The organism is Chelatococcus composti, assembly GCF_014201415.1.
GTDB classification, from domain to species: Bacteria; Pseudomonadota; Alphaproteobacteria; order Rhizobiales; family Beijerinckiaceae; genus Chelatococcus_A; species Chelatococcus_A composti.
In genome coordinates, this window is the sequence record NZ_JACHEH010000005.1 from 302,836 (window position 1) to 321,557 (window position 18,722).

The window sequence follows — 18,722 nt, forward strand, 5'->3', positions numbered from 1 at the left end:
CTCGTCTAGACTTCGTGAACTGACGCAGGTTCGTGCCAGGACCGTCCGGGCACGGAATCGATCAGGCGGCGCGTGTAGGGCGCCTGCGGATTGCTGAAGACGGTGGACACTTCGCCCTCTTCCACGATCTTGCCGCGGTGGAGGACGATGACCCGGTCGCAGATCTGCGAGGCAACACGCAGGTCGTGCGTGATGAACAGCATCGCCAGATGCATCTCGTCCCGGATCTCGCGCAGCAGGTCGAGCACCTGCGCCTGGACCGAGACGTCGAGCGCCGAAACGCATTCGTCCGCGATGAGCAGATCCGGCTCGACAGCGAGCGCGCGGGCGATGCCGATGCGCTGGCGCTGGCCGCCGGAGAACTCGTGCGGGTAGCGGGAGGCGGCCGACGGGTCGAGCCCGACCCGGGTCAGCAGCCGGTTCATGCGCGCCTCGGCCGTCGCCCGGTCGACGCCGAGAGCGAGCGGCCCCGTCAGGATCGAGCGGCCGACCGTGTGGCGCGGATTGAGCGACGCGAACGGATCCTGAAAGATGATCTGCACCTTGGCGCGATATTCCTTCAGGTCCTTGCCGCTGACCCTGGTGACGTCCCTGCCGCCGACGAGGATGCGCCCGCCGTCGATGGGGAACAGCCGCACGAGGCACTGTCCGATGGTGGACTTGCCCGAGCCGGATTCGCCCACGAGGCCGAGCGTCTCGCCGCGGGCGATGGAGAAGGACACGTCGTCCACCGCGACGACCTCCCGCGCCGAGCCGAAGAACCTCGCCGAGGTGCGGTAGACCTTGCGCAGCCGTTCCACCTGCAGCACCGGAGCCTCGTTGACGGCAGGGGCGGGCTCGCTGCGGAAGCGCGGCACGGCGGCGATGAGCGCCCGGGTGTAGGGATGCTGCGGATCGCCCAGTACCTGCTGCGCCGGCCCCTGTTCCACGATCTCGCCGTGGCGCATCACGACGACGGTATCGGCGATGTCCGCGACGACGCCGAAGTCGTGCGTGATGAACATCACGCCCATCTGGCGGCTGCGCTGGAGCGAGTGGATCAGCGACAGGATCTGCGCCTGCGTTGTGACATCGAGGGCCGTCGTCGGCTCGTCCGCGATGAGGATGTCAGGCTCGAGCGCCAGCGCCATCGCGATCATGACACGCTGGCGCTGCCCGCCGGACAGGCGGAAGGGATAGGACCTGGCGATGGACGGCGGGTCCGGCAGGCCGACCGCCTCAAGCAGGGAGAGCACCCGCGCCTGCCGCTCCACCGCCGGAACGCCGTGGGCTTCCATCACCTCCTCGATCTGCCGGCCGATGGTCATGACCGGGTTGAGGGAAGTCATGGGCTCCTGGAAGATCATCGCGATCCGCGCGCCACGCAGCTTGCACAGTGCCGGCTCGGGAAGTGTCAGCAGATCCTGCCCGTCGAAGAGGATGCGCCCGGACCGCACCTTCAGGTTGTCGGGCGGCAAGAGGCCCATGATCGTGTTGGCGGTGACGGATTTGCCCGACCCCGACTCGCCGACGATGCACAGGATCTCGCCGCGATGCAGCCGGAGCGAGACGTCGCGCACGGCGTGGGCGCGGTCTCCCGCCAGCGGCAGGTCGACCGTCAGGCCGTCGATCTCGAGCAGCGGCTCGCTCATTGGCGCCTCCTGCGAGACAGCCGCGGGTTGAGAACGTCGTTGAGCGTGTCGCCCACGAGATTGAGGGCCAGCACGACAAGCACGATGGCCATGCCCGGGAAGAAGCTCATCCACCAGGCCTGGCGCAGCACGGTGCGGGCAGCGCCGATCATGAAGCCCCAGCTCATGCGGTTCGGATCGCCGAGCCCCAGGAAGCTGATCGCCGCCTCGGTGAGGATGGCCGAGGCGACCATGAGCGACGCCATCGCGATGACGGGGGACAGGGTGTTGGGCAGGATCTGGCCCAGGATGATCTGCCGGTTGCTTTCTCCGAGCACCTCCGCTGCCCGGACGAACTCGCGCCCCCGCAGGCTGGCGAACTCCGAGCGCACGAGCCGCGCCACCGGAGGCCAGCTGACGAGGCTGATGGCGAGCGTGATCGACACGATCGACGGCGACAGGATGGCGACGAGCAGCAGCGCGAAGAAGAAGGTCGGGATCGTCTGGAAGAACTCTGTGATGCGCATGAGCATGTCGTCGAGCCAGCCGCCGTAGAAGCCGGCGAGCGTCCCGAACAGGAGGCCGAAGACAAGCGCCACCAGCGTCGAGGCGAGCCCGACGAGGATCGAGACCCGCGCCCCGTGGATCAGGCCGGTCATGATGTCCCGCCCCATCATGTCGGTGCCGAACGGGAAGCGCATGTCCTGCAGCGGCGGCAGAAAGGGACGGCCCGCCATCTTCCACGGGTCTCCCGGCGCCAGAACAGGCGCGAGAACGGCAACGAGAACGGCGAGCGCGAGGATCGTCAGACCGATCAGAGCCTTGGGATTCGTCAGGAACTGTCTCAGCACGCCATTCATGAAACGGCTCCGATCCGCGGATCGATGACGCGGTAGAGAAGGTCCGTCAGGATGTTGAAGATGACGACCATGACGGAGCTGATGAGGAAGACGCCCATCAGCACCTGGTAGTCGCGCTGCACCAGGGCGTCGAAGGCGAGGCGCCCGATGCCCGGCCAGCCGAAGACCGTTTCGGTCAGAACGGCGCCGCCGACGAGCTGGCCCGCCTGGATGCCCGCCAGCGTGACGACGGGCAGGATGGCATTGCGCAGCATGTGCCGCCGGAGGATGACGCCCGGCGCCAGGCCCTTGGCGCGGGCGGTGCGCACGAAGTCCATGTCGCGCACCTCGAGCATCGAGGCGCGCGTCATGCGCGTGTAGACCGTCATGTAGAAGAGGCCGAGGGTGAAGGCAGGCAGCACGAGATGGTGCGCCACGTCGACAACGTAGGCCCATCCCGTCAGGTTGGCGCCGACCGTCACCATGCCGAAGGGCGGGAACCATCCGAGCCAGACGGAGAAGAGCAGGATGGACATCATCCCGACCCAGAACAGCGGCGTGGCATAGAAGAGCAGCGCCACCACCGACACGACGAGGTCTGGCAGCTTGCCGGCGCGGGCCGCGGCGACGCAGCCCAGCACGACGCCCGACACGAGCGCGAAGAGGAATGCCGTCCCGGTCAGCAGCAGCGTGGCCGGCAGCCGCTCCGCGATGAGGGCAGCCACGGGCGCGCCCTGGCGGTAGGAATAGCCGAGGTCGCCCTGCAGCATGTTGGCAGCATAGATGAGGAACTGGCGCCAGATGGGCTCATCGAGGCCGAACTGCTCGCGCAGCTGCCTCATGAAGGTCTCGTCTGCGACACCCGCCTGGCCGGCCATGACCTGCGCGGGGTCGCCGGGTGCGAGACGGATCAGGACGAAATTGAGCGCCACGATGGCGAGGATGACGCCAACGGCCTTGGCCGCGCGCAGCGCGATCACGCTAAGAACCTTCATGGCCAGCGCGCGCCCCCGGTGCGCCAGGCGTTCCATGCGGCAGACCGGCCCATCGCCCCCCTCCGGCAACTTACGCCATCCACTACTTGCCCCAGAACGATCGAATTGCTATTCAATACGACTGGGTTGTAATTCGGGCATGGTATCATCCGGCTCGGTTGCGTCAACAGGTTCCCTGCATCGCCTTCAACAACGAGGACGTCCCGTGAGCGACGACCAGCCAGGCTCCGCCCCGACCGAGCAAATCGACGAGCGGCTCTATCTGCAGTCTGTCGCCAGAACATTCCGCGTGCTGGAGGCACTTGCCACGACGCCGAGGCCGCCGTCCCTGCGGGAGCTCGCCCAGCGTTCGGGCCTCGACAAGAGCGCGGTGCAGCGCATCGCCTACACGCTCCAGTGCCTCGGCTACATGGAGCGCGACCCCCAGAGCGGCGGCCTTGTGCCGGGGCGGCGCCTGCTCGACCGCAGCTTCGACTATCTGCGCAGCAACCCGCTGGTGGCGCGGGTGGCGCCGGTGCTGTCGAACCTGCGCAAGGTGACGGGCGAGCGCGTCGATTTCAGCCTGTTCGACCGCTACACGACCCTTTATGCGCTCCGCATGCAGAGCAAGCGGGAGACGTTCTTCGCCACGCTGATCGGGCGGCGCATTCCCACCTATGCCTCCTCGGGCGGTCGCGCCTGCCTCAGCCATCTGCCAGAGGCGGAGGCCCGCCACATCATCGAGACCTCCGACCGCAAGCCGATCACGCCCCGTACGCTGACCGATCCCGACCAGATCATGGCGCGCGTCCTGGAGGCGCGGGAGCTGGGCTATGCCTGCGCCCTGGAGGAAAGCCTCCTCGGCGAGATTGTCATCGGCGCCGCCGTGCTCGATCAGGACGGCCGGCCCGCAGGGGCGATCCATATCGCCGGATCCCTGTCCGAATGGGACGAACAGAGATTCCGGCGCAAGTTCTCGCCGCTCCTGCTCGAGGCGACGCGGGCGCTCTCCGGCTGACATTCCGGCGCCGAGCGCTCAGGCGGCCGGCATGAGACGCAGGACGGCCTCGGTGCCTTCGTCCACCGCCTGGCGGGAGTAGCGTAGCGGGTGGTAGTTGCCCCGCCGCCAGTCCTCCGCCATGTCGGAGAAATGCGGTGAGCCCGGCTCGCCGGACTGTCCTGCCAGCGCCACGAAGACGCTGTTGTCCCAGGCCCCCACATCCATCACGAGGCGCAGGGAGGGACCGGTGATGATGCCGAAGTCGCTCGCACGGTAGGGCCCGTAGTTGGGGCTTGAGCTGCTGCCGCCCACGGGAAGGCGCGGGACCGAGAGGCGTTCGGCCTTGTCCGGGAACAGGGGCGCGAGCGGATGGACCAGCTTCAGGCCGTGCAGGTCGCCCCAGCGCCAGGCAGAGCTGTCGGGGCCGAGCGTCTGGCGGAGGTCCTGCCAGGCTGCAGCGAGTGTGCGTGCCAGCAAGGCGTCGCGCGTCTCCACCGGCGCCGTGTCGAACCAGTTTTCGGGCGTCTCTATGACTTCCGCGATGCTCTGCACGTCGTAGGGCATCAGCAGTGCGTGCGTGGCGTCGTCCGCGCCGAAGGCGCGGCCGATCTCCCGCTTCAGGTGCCGCGTCATCCAGAACTCGAACAGGGCCGCCTGCGGACTGTCCTCCGAGGCCCAGCCGTCCCAGCCGGCGAGCAGCGCCCGGGCGCTCTCGGCCGGACCTTCGAAGGCGCCGATACCGGCAAGAACGGCGCAGATGCGCCTGCCGATCTCGGAATGCACGTCGTTCTGCAGCCGGCAGGATCCGGCGATGTCGTGCCTGTCCGATGCGGCCAGCACCGCGTGAATGCGCTCGGAGCGGCTGCGGTCGAGCCACTCGAAGCCGATTTTCACGCCGGTCTCCTCCCAGCCCTCCGGCAGGTTCATCTCATTTGCGGTGGCGATGAACCCGCACGGCGGATTGACCTTGACCGGCTGCTGGCCGGGCTGGAGGAAGCCGGCCCACTCGTAGCGGCCGTCACCGGGAACGGGCAGCAGGCCGTTCCAGTTGGGCCGGACCGGAACCGCGCCGGAGGGATGCCAGGCAATCGTGCCGTCGGTGTCTGCATAGAGGTGGTTGACGGACGGGGTGCCCCAGTTCGCGAGCGCCTGGACGTAGCCCGCATAGTCGCGGGCCTGCATGACCTTGAGGCTGCCCATGTAGGGCGCCATGCCGGGCTCGGTCCACACCGTGCGCAGGGCATAGGCGCGCCCCCTCTCCGGCGCCTCGGCGATGACCGGGCCGTGCCGGGTGAAACGCAGGACCCGCTCCACGGGCTCGCAGCCTCGCACCTCGAAACGCTCGACGCGTTCCTGCATCTCCTCCCATCCGTCGCCGTAGCGGTAGCGGGTGGGCGCGGCCGGGTCCGTCTCGTAGACATAGACGTCCTCCTGATCGCCGCCGAAGATCGTCAGCGAATAGGCGAAATGCTCGTTGTGGCCGAGTGACACCCCCGGCACGGCCGGCTCGCCCATGCCGATGACGTCGAGGCCCGGCATGGTGAGGTGCACCATGTACCGGAGGGCCGGCAAGGAATGGGTCCGGTGCGGATCGCTCGCCATGATTGGGCGGCCCGTCGCCGTTCGCGAGGCCGAGATCGCCCAGTTGTTCGACCCTTCCGAGTCCGCGGCGCGCACAACCTCGCCGAGGGGCGTCACCCGGCGCCAGAGGTGGGCGTCGGCCACCGTCGCGGCCAGCCGCTCGGGGGTGAACGTCACCGGCGCCGTCGCCAGCGCGAACGTGTCGAGAATGGAGAGCGGGATGTCGGCAAGGTCGAGGCCTTCCGGAACGGTGGGCGAGACCTTGGGCTCGATCTTGCGGCGCAGCGCATCGAGGCGCTCGCCGCCCTTGGCCATCACGTTGGCGCGGATCACTTCCGACATGCCGTTGCGGGTCAGGCAATGGCTGCGGATGCGGACGACATCTTCCGGCTGCCAGCGCGCCGGGCGGGTGTTCATCAGCGTGAATTCTTCCGGCAGCGGCGCTTCGCCGGCCTCTATCTGCGCTATGCGCGCATTGATGCCCCGGACGAAGGCGGTGCAGATGTCCCGCGCGTCGGGCCCGTAGGCGGCCCACTCCGCCTCCATGTCTCCCGAGTAGAGGAAGAGCCGCGCCGCCCGGTCCTGCTCCAGGTAGCCCGGCCCGAAATCGGCCGACAAAAGGCCGAGGCCGCGCTTGCGCCAGAGGTCGATCTGCCACAGGCGGTCGCGCGCCGCGTTCCAGCCTTGGGCGAAGAACAGGTCGTGCTTTGTTTCGGCCCGGATATGGGCAACGCCTTGCCTGTCGATGGCGATTTCGACGGGCCGTTCGAGACCGGCCAGCACGAACGAGGCCCCGGGATGCTTCGGTTGAGCGGCGTTACCCATTACGGCTCCTCTGCCTGCGCAATGACCACGGCGACACGTTATGTCGAACTCCGAAGCCACCTCAAGGCGAGAGTATTTCTGTGAAATACGGCCGCACCGTAAAATGATGCAAGTTTGCCGGTGCCGGAGACGCGCGGCTGCTCGCCGAGGCGAAAGGATGCTCGGCGGCCATGGCCAGCACCGGCCGGTGGAGAGGAAAACGCGCTGCGACAGTCAGGCGCCGGAAGGTCGCCGCTGAGGGGTTACCAGACGACCCTCATGCCCACGCGCCCGCCATAGCCGTGGCCCCTGGCCGAGCCGAGGGCGAAGCGGACGTCACCGGAGGCGAACGCGCTGATGCTGTCGGTGATGCGGCCGGACAGGCCCGCTTGGAGCTGCCCCCAGGTGCCGCCCACGTCCGCGGGCAGGCTCACGGCGTTGAGGCCGGCGAGGCTGCTGAAGGTCGTGTTCACCTTGCCTCCGAAGCTGTGCCACAGGTTGGCGCGCGTCCAGGCGGTGAGGTGCCGGCCATCCTCCAGCTCCCAGCTTCTTGTGAGCCGCGCGCCGAGACGTCCGTGGAGGAGGTCGGTATCTTCATAGGCAACGAGGCCGAAGCGGTCGGTGCCGCTGTCGATGGACACGCGCTGGTAGACGAGCTGCGCCTGCGGCTCCAGCGCCCATCCGCCGCCGAGGCTGATCGGCTGGCCACCCTCCAGGGAGGCGGCGAGGCCCCATCCGGCGGTGGAGAGCGTTTCGCCAAAGAGCGACTTCGCCTTGATGTCGGCATACCAGGTGCCCTGAAGGACGGCATCAAGGTACCAGCCGAATGCGCCCGTCCGGGTCCAGTAGGCGCCCAGCGAATAGCCGCTGACGTCGGTCGAGCCGGCCTTGCCGCCGTAGACCCCGCGAACGTGGCTCTGCATGAGCCCGGCGCCGAAATAGAAGCCCGCGTTGTCGCGCGCGCCGTCTGCATGCTCCCGGTGGAGCAGGTCGAGCCCCGCCTGCAGTCCCGCCTGACTGGAGTCGTAACTCGGGCCATGGCGGTAGAAGCGGGCGGTGCGGGAGGCGAGGTCGTTGCCGCCATAGCCGGCGGCGCCGCGCTCGCCGAAAATGCGACCCCAGCCGTAGGTGCGGCCGGTGCAGGCTGCGCGGTCTGCCGAGGCTTCAGCGCGCGGGAAGCGCCGCGCCTCGTCGTCGCACGCGGCGGGCCCGGCGGGTGCAGACAGACCGGGATCCGTGGACGGCTCGCCCCTGCGGTCATGGTAGGTGCCGAGCATCGCCAGGCCGAGGCTGTCTGCCAGCGCCGGCACGACCATGTTGACGGGAACCTCGGGGCGGTAGTTCGGAATTTCGGACGGGTCGCCCGTCTGGCCGAGACGATCAGCGTGCTGCGCAGATACCAGTTGCCGTCGGCGGCGTCCGCGCCGACGCCGTTATGGTAGAGCAGATACTCGTAGGCGCCGGCGGCGACGCGGCTGCCGAGGGTGAAGACGCCCGGAGCGGAGGCGGTCTTGTCGCGCACCTCCACAAGCTCGATGCCGTTGCCGGTCGTCAGGGTGCCGGAGAGGCTCGGGTCGATGCCGACATGGATGCGTGCGGGCGCCGATCCGAGCCGCGTGCTGTCGACGATGAGCATGTCGGCATAGTTGTTGGTCGCGCCGCCGGGCTGGATGCCGTCGTTGAGCACGGCGTTGAGGAGGATCTGCCCGCCGTTGGCCACGAAGACGGACGAGCCGGGCGCGCCGCCGGCTGTTGCATTGCTGGTGATGACCAGCGAATTGCCGATGGCCGGTCCGCGCAGGTCGAGGATGCCGCTGTGGTCGAACTCCCCGAGATTGACCAGCTGCCCCTGGACGACGCCGTTACGGTTCAGGTTGTAGTACGACGCCTCGAGGGGGCGGCTGTCGAAGCCGGTCGTCGGAACGTAGTAGCCGGTCGGATCCGTGGCTGCCGCGTCGCTGGCCGGCGCAAGCCGCGTGAGGCCGGAATTGCTGAAGACGGACGTCAGCGGGTCGCCGAAGTCGGAGATGGCGACGCGCTTGGTGTCGCGCACGCCGTCGCCGTCCGTGTCGGCGAAATGGCGGATGTCGAAGAGGCCGCCGGCGAGATTGTCGAACCTATTTGTTCCGCCGGCGGCGAGCTCGACGAACCCGGTGATTGTGCCGCTGTTGGCGATGGTCATATTGCCTGCGGGTGTTCCGCCCCCGCGCGTCGCGTCAATGACGGCGCGGTCCGAACCTGCGCCGATGCTGCCGGCATTGACGAGGGAACTCGCCGCGGCCGCGCCCAGAATGACGCCGGCGGCAGGAGAGGCACTGTTCGGCCCGACGCCCTTGGCGGTATCCTGCCAGCCGCCCATCACCGAGGCGCCCGCACCGAGCGTGACAGTCGCTGAGGCGTCCGAGAAGGCGAAAAGGCCGACGCCGAACCGTCCCAAAGCCGCGATGCTGCCCGCATGCAGGACAAGCACGTCGCTGCCGCCATCGAGCTGGGCGCCGAAGGCTTCGCTGCCGCTTGCCGTGACAGCGGTGCCGGAAGCGGTGACGAGCAGTACATCTCCCAAGGTCTTGCCGTAGACACCGGCGGCCTGATCACCGCTGGTCGTCACACGAGCGCTGTCGCGCAGATCCAAAGTCAGCGATCCGGGACCGGCGAGCAATGCCCGCACGCCATGGGAACCGCTGCCTGACGTTTCGATGTTCCCCTGCCCGCTGATGACCACCTGATGTGATGCGGCGTTGGTGGCGGACGGCACGTCGAGGCCGACGCCGAAGGCCTCGTCGCCGAATGTGCGAATGCTGCCCGCGACGGACACAAGCGACGAGCCGAGGCCGCCGGCCAAACTCCAGATGCCGTAGCCTAGCTGGTGTGTCGTGATGCTGCCGTTTCCGCCCAGGAAAACCGAGGTCAGCGCTGTCGAGTTCGGATTGGAGCTGTAGGCGAAGACGCCGTCGGAGAGATCGCCAAGTGCTTCCACTGTTCCATCGACGATGACGTTCGTGGCGCCGTAGCCGGAATTCTCTGCTATCAGTGCGGGTGACAATTGTGCGTCGGTGGAAGCGGCCCCTCCTGCGTGGAGGATGACGTCCATTCTCCCGGTCGAGTCCGGGTTTCCTATGGCCGCCGAAATGGCAGAAACATAAGTGGCATCTGGATCCGTGCCGACCGCCGTCACGGTGCCGGCGCTTTCGACGAAAACGTCGCCGAGGCCGAGCGACTGGGCATGGAGTCCGACCACAAACTTGAAGCCGGACACGTGGATGGAACTGCCGGCGAGCTGGGTGACGACCACCGAGCCAGTGCCGGTCGAAGAGCTGGCCCGCCCGAGGATACCGACGGTGATCTCATCGGTGGGGCCTGCAACGTCGAGCCCCTGTGTCGTGACATTGGCACCGGAGACGATGACGACATTGTCGTTGTTGGTGCTGTGCACCTGCACGCCCTGCGCGATGAATCCATTCGTACGGATGATCGTGCCCGGGGCGAGTTCCAGCGCGAGGGTATGGTTCCCGTTGCCGGACAGGTTGACGCCCATATTGCCGTCGCCAGGAGTACGATCGATGACGACCCCTGCGCCGACAATCGCAGTCAGGCCGGTCGAGAAATTGAGGTATTCGATGCCGCCAGGGTAGTTGTTTCCGGCGTCGTCGCAGACGAGGGTCGTTGGTGTTCCAGGCGTCAGGACGCAGTTCGCCCATGCATCGCCCGTCCAGGCGAGGGACGCGGCAGCGGCGACCAGCGCTGTCTTGCTCGCCTGCCCGAGAAAGGAACCGGGCAGCCGCTGGTCGCGACAGAAGCGATTCGTAGAATTGCAGTTTTCCGCGCGAGGGCTGGGGGCATGACACTTGCGGTGAGGTCGTTCTACCTGAACGACGAAACGATCGGCCACGCCCTGCGCTCCGGATACTGAATTCAGGTTAGTAATTGATGGATAATTGCGTCGATTCCCTCGGTCAAGCGCCGCCATTGCAAAGTCCGGGTGTGCAGCAAGGCCCAGGCAATGGCGGCTGCGAAGCCGGCCTGGCGGGCAGGATATCTGGCTGTGGACCGGTTCCCGCGGCGCCAGTCACCGGAGGGGGCGCGGCCGGAGGCTCTCACGGGAACGGAAATGGGCGCGGTGCGCGCCGCCTCAGGGGATGAGCACCGCGGCCCCCTGAAGGCGCCCCGCACGCAGGTCCGCCAGGGCCTCGTTGGCGGCTTCCAGGGGATAGCGCACGGTCTGCGTCCGGATCCCTGCCTGCGGCACAATCGCCAGGAATTCCGTGGCATCCTGGCGGGTCAGGTTGGCAACCGACACCACCTGCCGCTCCTCCCAGAGCAGGCGATAGGGGAAGGCCGGAATGTCGCTCATGTGGATCCCGCCGCAGACGACCCGGCCACCCTTCCGCACGGCCCGCAGAGCCAGCGGCACAAGATCGCCCACGGGCGCGAAGATGATCGCCGCATCGAGCGTCTCGGGCGACGCCTCGTCCGAGGCGCCGGCCCACACGGCACCGAGGGAGCGGGCGAAGTCTTGCGCATCGACATCTCCCGGGCGCGTGAAGGCGAAGACCCGGCGCCCCTGCCAAGTGCAGACCTGGGTGATGATGTGCGCCGCCGCGCCGAAGCCGTAGATGCCGATCCGCTCGCCGGGGCCCGCCGCTGCCAGGGAGCGCCAGCCGATCAGGCCGGCGCACAGGAGCGGGGCGAGCGCCACCGGGTCGCCGTCGTCGGGCAGGGCGAAGGCATAGTCCGCGTCTGCCACGACATGCGAGGCAAAGCCGCCGTCACGGGTGTAGCCGGTGAACAGCGGCTCGTCGCACAGGTTCTCGTGTCCCGAGGCGCAGTAGGGGCATCTTCCGCAGGTGTGGCCGAGCCAAGGGATGCCCACGCGCTCGCCGAGACGGCGGCCGCTCACGCCGGCGCCGATTGCCTCGACCCGCCCCACGATCTCGTGGCCCGGGATCACGGGCAGCCGCGGGTTCGGCAGTTCGCCGTCGACCACGTGCAGGTCGGTCCGGCACACGGCGCAGGCCTCCACCGCCACGCGGATCTCGCCGGGGCCGGGCGAGGGCGACGCGCGCTTCTCAAGCATCAGAGGCTTGCCTGTTTCCCGCAGCACCATCGCGCGCATGATCCGGCCCTCCATGCCTCGCGGCCGCAGTGCGGGCTGGTCGCCGGGAGGCGCCCGGCCCGCTGCCGCTCTCCTTCAATCTAGATCGCCCCGGTCATGGCCGGGAGCGCGGCGATGCCCGATCGGGCGATAGGTCGCACCCCGCTCACGGACGGGAACAAAGGGCCGCGGGCGGGATTGGGAGCTCGAAACGGGAGAGCGACGATGCATCACATCGACCAGACGACCCGGGCCTGCATCGATGCCTGCCTCAACTGCTACGGGGTCTGCCAGTCGACTGCGATGGGCCACTGCCTGGAGCTCGGCGGCGCCCACACGGAGAAGCGCCACTTCACCCTGATGATGGCCTGCGCCGAGATCTGCCGCACGGCCGCGCATTTCATGCTCATCGGCTCTGACCACCACAGGCATGTCTGTGCCGAGTGCGCGGAGATCTGTGGCCAGTGCGCCGACGATTGCGAGCGCATCGGCGACATGGAGGTCTGCGTTGCGGCCTGCCGGGCCTGCGCCGAGCACTGCCGCAACATGGCGGCGTGAGCCGGAGCCGGAAGCATGGCGGTTCCCATGTCTGAGACTCGCTTGCCCGTCATCGGCGGCTGCGGAGGCGAGGGACGGAGGTGCCCATGGGCGAGTATGTCTGGTTCTTCGCCATCGTCGTCGGCCCGCTGCTGTTTGCCGCGGCCGTTATCTACGGCCTGACCCGGCGCCGCCTGCGGGCAGGCGAGCGCGGGCGGCAGCATCGCAAGGTTGAGGAGCTCTACGGCGAGCGCCACGAATGAGCTGGCCGGGGTGTCAGACGCTGCCGGCGGCGGGGCCCGTGTAGCGCGCCCGGGGGCGGATGAGACGCTCGTCCAGCCGCTGCTCCAGCGCGTGGGCGATCCAGCCGGCAGTGCGCCCCACGGCGAAGATGGCGAAGGCCGCACCCGGTGGCAGGCGATATGCCCGGCGCAGCGCCACGAGCGCAAAGTCGATGTTGGGCAGCCGTCCGGCGCTGTCCCGCATCACTTCTATCAGTGCCTCGCGCCCGGGTTCGGGCGGCATGCGCGCCAGAAGGGCGGCGGCGCGTGGGTCGCCCTGCGGATAGAGCGGGTGGCCGAAGCCCGGTATGCCCTCGCCGCGCCTCAGCCGTGCCTCGACGACCGCAGCGGCATCGCCGTCGCGCTCCATCTCGTCCAGCAGGATCTCGACCAGGCTCGTCGTGCCGCCGTGCAGGGGGCCGCCCAGCGCAGACAGGCCGGCGTTGAGGCAGGCGCCGAGCGAGGCGCCCGTCGAGGCGACGACACGCACGGCGAAGGCCGAGGCGTTGAGCTCGTGGTCGGCAACGAGAACCAGAGCCCGCCGCAGAAGATCGGCTCCCGTCTCATCAAGGTGCCATGCACGGGCGAGGTGCCGGTGCACTGCGTCGCCGTCCGGCTCCGTTCCGCACACGGCGGCGGCGGTGGCGCGCAAGAGGGCCGCGGCGCCGGGCCAGAGGCTGCGCACGTCCCGCTGCCAGGCGATGGTGCGACCGGCGGGCACCAGCGGCAGCAGCGCCTGCAAGCGCTCCGTGAGCGGCAGATGGGCGAGACGGGCGAGAAGCGCGCCATCCCACGGGGGCGCCTCTGCACGCGTCTCGGCGAAGGGATCGCGCCCCCCGCAATCCCAGAGGAGCCGCGCGGTTTCCTCGAGTGTCGACGTTTCGGCCCACTGGGTCGCCTCATGGCCGCGGTAGTAGAGGCGGCCATTCTCGATGAGGGTGATGGCGGAGGCGAGGACCGGCATGCCCCAGTGGAGCGTCGTCTCCGCCACCCGGGCAGGACGGCGGCCCGTTTCCTTGCGCCGCTTGAGCGCCTCGATGTCGTGGACGCTGTAAAGGTGCCGGCGCGGATCGTCCCCTGACTCGCTGGTGCGGATAAGCCCGCGGCTCACATAGGCATAGAGCGTCGCACGGCTGATGCCGAGGCTCTGCGCCGCGGCCTTCGCATCGATGAACCCGCCATGGTCCGGCACGGATGCCTCATATTGATTATATGAATCAATATTGACTATATTTATTGCACAGCCATCCTCGCGGCAAGTCTTTCAGCGAGGACAATCCCCATGAGCTTCAATCTTGCCCCCCTCAATGACCACGTGGCGCCGGGCCTCGACGATGTCGTCGCTGCCGAAACGGTGCTGAGCCACGTCGACGGCGCCGCCGGGCGGCTGATCGTGCGCGGGTACGACCTTGAGGAGCTTGCCGGTCGGAGCTTCGAGGGCGTGCTCTCCCTCCTGTGGCAGGACCTCGCCCCCGGGCCGACGGACGAGACAGCGATCCGTGCCGACCTCGGTCGTGCACGCCTGCACGCCTATGCCGTCATGCTGCCGCTTCTGGAGGCGACGGACGGGCTCGCGCCGGTAGAGGCCCTGCGGCTTCTGCTGTCGGCGCTCGCGGATACGGAGCCGGCAGCGCATCACGTGCTGGCGGTTGCGGCGGTGCAGGTCTTTGCTGCGGCCATCCAGCGCCGGCGGGCCGGCCGGCATCCCGTCGCGCCGGACGCGAGCCTCGGTCAGGCGGCGGACTTTCTGAGGATGCTGCACGGGCGCCCGGCCGACGCGGGCCACGTGCGGGCGCTCGACACCTATCTCGTCACCGTGGCCGACCACGGTCTCAATGCCTCGACCTTCACCGCGCGCGTCATCGCCTCGACGAGGGCCGGTCTTTTCTCGTTAGTCATCGGCGGGCTGTGCGCGCTCAAGGGCCCGCTTCATGGCGGCGCGCCGGGGCCGGTGCTCGACATGCTGGACGCCATCGGCGAGCCGAGCCGCATCCGCCCCTGGCTGTCGGAGGCGCTCGCGCGCGGCGAGCGGCTGATGGGCTTCGGCCACCGCGTCTATCGCGTGCGCGATCCGCGGGCGGACGTGCTGAAGAAGGCGGTGGCTGACCTGCGCGATGCCGGCGGCCGCATCCGCTTCGCCGAGGCGGTGGAGAAGGAAGCTCTCGCCCTGCTGGCCGAGCGAAAGCCGCTGCGGCCGCTCGCGACCAATGTCGAGTTCTACACGGCCCTCGTCCTGGAGGCCGTGGGCTTTGCGCGCGAGAGCTTCACCAATGTCTTCGCCGCGGGCCGGATGGCCGGCTGGACTGCCCATGTGCTGGAGCAGGAAAAGACCGGCCGGCTCATCAGGCCCCAGTCCCGCTATGTCGGGCCGGTGCCGTCCGTCGCGCGGCCGGGCTCCTAGCATCCGGCGCCGAAGCGGGCTCAGCCGAGCAGGGGCGTGACGCGCTTGACCGCGTCCGCCATCGCGTTCTGCGGCGTCTTCATGCCGAAGACGGCAGCCTGTGTCTCCTCGATGAAGATGTCGTGGGCGCGGGCCTGCTCGTCGAAGGCGGGCAGGTGGATGCGCGAGGCGGCCACCGCCTCGGCTTCCACTGCGGCATAGGGATAGTTCTTTTCGAAGGACGGGTCGGAATAGGTCTTGATGCGCACCGGCCCGTTGCCGTTGAGCGCCATCTGTGTCGTCGCGGCGGGCGAGGACAGGTGGCGGATAAAATCCCACGCCGCGCGCTGGTTCTTGGAATTGGCAGGGATGACGAGCGACCAGAACTCCACCGTGGGCGCGTAGGCGACCTTGCCGACGAGCGCCTCCGCCATCGGCGGCACGAGCGGCTTGAGCTTGCCCGGATAACGCGACTTCTGCGGGTCGTTGTAGGAGGCAAGGCGGGCGAAGGGCTGGATGCTCATGGCGGCGCGGCCCTGCTGCATCCACGTGGTCAGCTCCTCGTTGTTGAGGGTCGCCGTGTTCCGCGGCAGGACGCCGTCCTTGTAGAGCGCGGCGAGCACCGCCAGCGCCTCGACCATCGGCGCCTCGGCCGCCACGATCTTCCGGTCCTCCGTCATGTAGTCGCCGCCGAGGCAGCGGGAGATCGTGAGGAAGTTGGAGGCGAAGACCGGCGTGAAGGCGAGCCCGTAGACCTGGGTGCCGTCGTCGCGCCTGAAGGTGAGCTTGCGCGCGGCCTCGACCAGCTCCTCGAAGGTCTTCGGCAGGGCCACGCCGCGCTCCTCGAACAGCGCCTCGTTGTAGATGATGATGTTGGTGGCGTGGCGCACCGGCACGCCGTAGAGCGCGCCGTCGAGTTGCAGTGGCTTCACGAGGCCGGGGGCGATGTCGTCGAACTCGGCGATCGGCGCCTCCTTCTGGAAGCTGTCTAGCGGCGCGAAGAGCCTGAGGTTGCGCGGCACGGCGCGGCCGTTGAGCAGGAAGGCGACGTCGATCGTCGTCTCGCCCAGCGTCGCCTCGCGCAGCAGGCGCTCGTGGATGGCGTTGACGTCGCCCAGCGTCACCCACGAGGCGGTGTTGCCGGTCTCCCGGCGCCAGGCCTCCGTCGCGTCGCCGCCCGGTCCGGTCGTCGCCGCGCCCTGGTGCACGCGGTGTCCGAAGACGTTGAGCGCAAGGCCGGCGGCCATGGCCGTGCGCGGCAGGAGGCCGGTGAGCACCGCCCCGGCCGAGAGCTGCAGCATCCGCCGGCGCGACAGCCGGCCGCCGTCATTTTCTGGGCAGAAGACATCCTCCGCCATCGCGGATCTCCTTCCGTTCACGTTGTCCCATTGCGGTCGCCCGCCGCCCCGGTCAGGACGGCAGCAACGGCCTCACCCGTTCGACCACCGAGGCCATCGCCTGCTCGGGGGTCTTCATGCCGAGGACCGCGGCCTCGGCCTCCTCCTTGAAGATGTCGCCGGCGCGGGCGGCCTCGTCGAAGGCCGGCATCGGCACGCGCGCGACCTTGAGCACGTCGCGCTCGGCATCGGCATAGGGCACGCTGGCGCGGAAGCCGGGATCGTCGTAGGTCGAGGCGCGCACGGGGCCGTTGCCGCTCAGCGCCATCTTGAGCGTCGCATCCTTGGTCAGCATCGCCTTGATGAAGCTCCAGGCGAGGTCCTTGCGCGTGCTGTTCTTCGGAATGGCGAGGCCCCAGAACTCCACCTTCGCCGGCGCGACCGGGTAGCGGTCCTTCAGCGTCTGCGAGATGGGCACTGCTCCGGTCATGATCTTGCCGGCGAACTTGCTCTTCTGCGGGTCGTTGAAGATGCGGTTGCGGCCCATGCTCTGCAGGGCCATGGCGGCGCGGCCCTGCTGCATCCAGGTCGCCACCTCCTCCGTGGTCAGGGCGGAGAAGTTGCGCGGGAAGGCGCTGGCCTCGAACAGGCCGCGCAGCAGGCGGATGGCGTTGAGCATGCCCTCCTGGTCCGCCACCACCTTGAAGTCCTTGGTGATGAAGTCGCCATCCCACGTGCGGGCGATGTCGATGACGTTGGGATAGGTGACGCCCGGCATGCACAGGCCGACGCAGTTCGTGCCGTCGGCGCGCCGGTAAGTCGTGGCCTTCGCCACCTCGACGAGTTCTTCCATGGTCGCCGGGGGCGTCGGGAAGCCGCGCTCGGCGAGGATCTCCGTGTTCCAGTGCAGGCCGGAGGAGGCGTGCCGGACGGGGATGGCGATCAGCTTGCCGGCGACGGTCATGCCGTCGATGAGCCCGGGGAAGATGTCGGCCACATCCTCGGGCGGATCGTTGCGCATGTAGTCGTCGAGCGGCTCGAACAGCTCCGCTGTGCGCGGCACCGCCTGGGTGTTGACGATGAAGCCCACGTCGACGCTCGTCTGCGACAGCGAGGCCTCGCGGAACAGCCGCTCCTGCAGGGGGCCGGTGTCGAAGGTCGTCCATTCGACGGCGATACCGGTCTCGGCCGTCCAGGGGGCAGTGACGTCGCCGCTCTGGCCGGTCGCCACGGTCTTGTGCACGCGGTGGGCGAACACCTGCAGGGGCGGGCCCTTGGCCGCCTGGCCGAAGGCGAGTTTCGGGGCTGCCAGCGCGGCGCCCGCCGCGGTGAGCAGCGTCCTTCTGTCGATTGGTGCCATGTCGTTCCCTCCCTCCGGGCCCGTTCTTTTGCGGGCCTCGCTGATGAAACGGGCCTAGCCTGTCCCTCCCGGCGACGGATCGGGCCCGAAGATGTCGCGGATGGCGGCGTCGGCGGCGGCAAAATGGCTGCGCATGGCCGCCTCCGCTGCGGCAGGATCGCCCGCCTCGATGGCCTCGGCGATGCGGACGTGGCGGCCCAGCGTCACGCGCCAATCATCCATGGTGCGCGCCTCGCGCGCGTTGAAGCGCACCATCATGATGCGCACGACCGGCTCAAGTCCCTTGAGCTGGAGCACGACAAGCCGGTTGTGCGCCATTGCCGCAATCTGGTTGTGGAAGGCGAGGTCCGCCTCGATCCACGCCGGCACGTCGCCGAGGGTCTCCTCCATCCGCACGAGGATAGCGCGCATGGCAGCGATGTCGGCCTCGGTGCGCCGCTCGGCGGCGAAGGCGGCGATGTGGGGCTCCAGCATGCGGCGCAGTTCCACCGCCTCGCGCAGGCCCTGCTTCGTGCTGCCGACGGCGAAGCGGTAGAAGCGGGCCAGCGGCCCGCTGTCGATGGCGCGCACGCGGCTGACCTTGCCCTGCTGCACCTGGATGACGCCCATCGCCGCGAGCTCGCGCAGCGCCTCGCGCGCAATCGGCTTGGAGATGCCGAAGGTGGCGGCGATCTGCCCCTCCGAGGGCAGTGGATCACCGGGCTTGAGGCGGCCGTCGATGATCGCCTCCGTCAATCGTTCGATGACGGCATCGCCGAGCCGGCTGGGCGCGATGTCGGCCGCGCCGAGCAGCTTCGCCCAGTCAGGGGTACGTGTGTCGGGCAAGGTCGCGAGCTGGTCAGACATGCCGATCTTCATCGCATAAACTCAGCATGGTTGCAACCTAGAAACTTATCAGTTAAGTAGAGTGGCGAGGAAATCCGAGGC

General features: G+C 68.7%; 14 protein-coding genes and 1 pseudogene. 4 read left to right on the top strand and 11 right to left on the bottom strand.

The genetic code is table 11. From position 1 onward, the window contains the following. Positions 1-5: 5 nt before the first annotated feature. Genes HNQ73_RS12675 through HNQ73_RS12685 form a run of 3 tightly spaced genes read right to left on the bottom strand, consistent with a single transcriptional unit; the run spans position 6 to position 3,444 of the window. Positions 6-1,631 (bottom strand): ABC transporter ATP-binding protein, encoded by a 1,626-nt coding sequence (locus tag HNQ73_RS12675; RefSeq protein ID WP_183335229.1) that lies wholly within the window; start codon positions 1,629-1,631, stop codon positions 6-8. Continuing rightward, positions 1,628-2,470: an ABC transporter permease gene (locus tag HNQ73_RS12680; RefSeq protein WP_183335230.1), complete on the bottom strand. Its 843-nt coding sequence runs from the start codon at positions 2,468-2,470 to the stop codon at positions 1,628-1,630. The genes HNQ73_RS12675 and HNQ73_RS12680 overlap by 4 nt, the downstream gene beginning before the upstream one ends. Further along, positions 2,467-3,444 (bottom strand): ABC transporter permease, encoded by a 978-nt coding sequence (locus HNQ73_RS12685; RefSeq protein ID WP_183335231.1) that lies wholly within the window; start codon positions 3,442-3,444, stop codon positions 2,467-2,469. Before HNQ73_RS12685 ends, HNQ73_RS12680 begins: the two co-directional genes overlap by 4 nt. A 205-nt stretch (positions 3,445-3,649) precedes the next feature. Between HNQ73_RS12685 and HNQ73_RS12690 the strand changes: the two genes are divergently transcribed. Then, complete coding sequence (locus HNQ73_RS12690; RefSeq protein WP_244650170.1) at positions 3,650-4,441, top strand: IclR family transcriptional regulator; 792 nt, start codon at positions 3,650-3,652, stop codon at positions 4,439-4,441. An 18-nt stretch (positions 4,442-4,459) separates the two neighbouring features. Here the strand turns inward: HNQ73_RS12690 and HNQ73_RS12695 are convergent, their stop codons facing one another. The 4 genes and pseudogenes from HNQ73_RS12695 to HNQ73_RS12705 all read right to left on the bottom strand — a co-directional run bounded on the left by HNQ73_RS12695 (position 4,460) and on the right by HNQ73_RS12705 (position 11,921). Continuing rightward, positions 4,460-6,829: a penicillin acylase family protein gene (locus HNQ73_RS12695; RefSeq protein ID WP_183335233.1), complete on the bottom strand. Its 2,370-nt coding sequence runs from the start codon at positions 6,827-6,829 to the stop codon at positions 4,460-4,462. A 242-nt stretch (positions 6,830-7,071) separates the two neighbouring features. Further along, complete coding sequence (locus tag HNQ73_RS12700; protein ID WP_183335355.1) at positions 7,072-8,124, bottom strand: autotransporter family protein; 1,053 nt, start codon at positions 8,122-8,124, stop codon at positions 7,072-7,074. 137 nt (positions 8,125-8,261) lie between these two features. Then, positions 8,262-10,775 (bottom strand): annotated as a pseudogene (locus tag HNQ73_RS18180) (beta strand repeat-containing protein); the annotation flags it as partial. A 162-nt stretch (positions 10,776-10,937) separates the two neighbouring features. Beyond that, complete coding sequence (locus HNQ73_RS12705; protein WP_183335234.1) at positions 10,938-11,921, bottom strand: zinc-dependent alcohol dehydrogenase family protein; 984 nt, start codon at positions 11,919-11,921, stop codon at positions 10,938-10,940. 204 nt (positions 11,922-12,125) lie between these two features. Here HNQ73_RS12705 and HNQ73_RS12710 point away from each other — a divergent pair, with 204 nt between their 5' ends. Both HNQ73_RS12710 and HNQ73_RS12715 read left to right on the top strand, forming a co-directional pair. Continuing rightward, entirely contained in the window at positions 12,126-12,458 is a 333-nt protein-coding gene (locus HNQ73_RS12710; protein WP_183335235.1) for a four-helix bundle copper-binding protein, read from the top strand. An 86-nt stretch (positions 12,459-12,544) separates the two neighbouring features. Then, a complete protein-coding gene (locus tag HNQ73_RS12715) occupies positions 12,545-12,700 on the top strand; it encodes a hypothetical protein (RefSeq protein ID WP_183335236.1) in 156 nt (51 codons plus the stop codon). 13 nt (positions 12,701-12,713) lie between these two features. Here the strand turns inward: HNQ73_RS12715 and HNQ73_RS12720 are convergent, their stop codons facing one another. Beyond that, complete coding sequence (locus tag HNQ73_RS12720; RefSeq protein ID WP_183335237.1) at positions 12,714-13,910, bottom strand: citrate synthase family protein; 1,197 nt, start codon at positions 13,908-13,910, stop codon at positions 12,714-12,716. 90 nt (positions 13,911-14,000) lie between these two features. Here HNQ73_RS12720 and HNQ73_RS12725 point away from each other — a divergent pair, with 90 nt between their 5' ends. Next, positions 14,001-15,119, top strand: coding sequence for a citrate synthase/methylcitrate synthase (locus tag HNQ73_RS12725; protein ID WP_210305196.1), 1,119 nt, complete (start codon positions 14,001-14,003; stop codon positions 15,117-15,119). Between the two features lie 20 nt (positions 15,120-15,139). Here the strand turns inward: HNQ73_RS12725 and HNQ73_RS12730 are convergent, their stop codons facing one another. Genes HNQ73_RS12730 through HNQ73_RS12740 form a run of 3 tightly spaced genes read right to left on the bottom strand, consistent with a single transcriptional unit; the run spans position 15,140 to position 18,641 of the window. Further along, positions 15,140-16,456, bottom strand: coding sequence for an ABC transporter substrate-binding protein (locus tag HNQ73_RS12730; RefSeq protein ID WP_183335238.1), 1,317 nt, complete (start codon positions 16,454-16,456; stop codon positions 15,140-15,142). Between the two features lie 52 nt (positions 16,457-16,508). Continuing rightward, a complete protein-coding gene (locus HNQ73_RS12735) occupies positions 16,509-17,795 on the bottom strand; it encodes an ABC transporter substrate-binding protein (protein WP_183335239.1) in 1,287 nt (428 codons plus the stop codon). Between the two features lie 54 nt (positions 17,796-17,849). Further along, positions 17,850-18,641, bottom strand: a complete 792-nt coding sequence (locus tag HNQ73_RS12740; protein WP_183335240.1) for a FadR/GntR family transcriptional regulator — start codon at positions 18,639-18,641, stop codon at positions 17,850-17,852. Between the last annotated feature and the right edge of the window lie 81 nt (positions 18,642-18,722).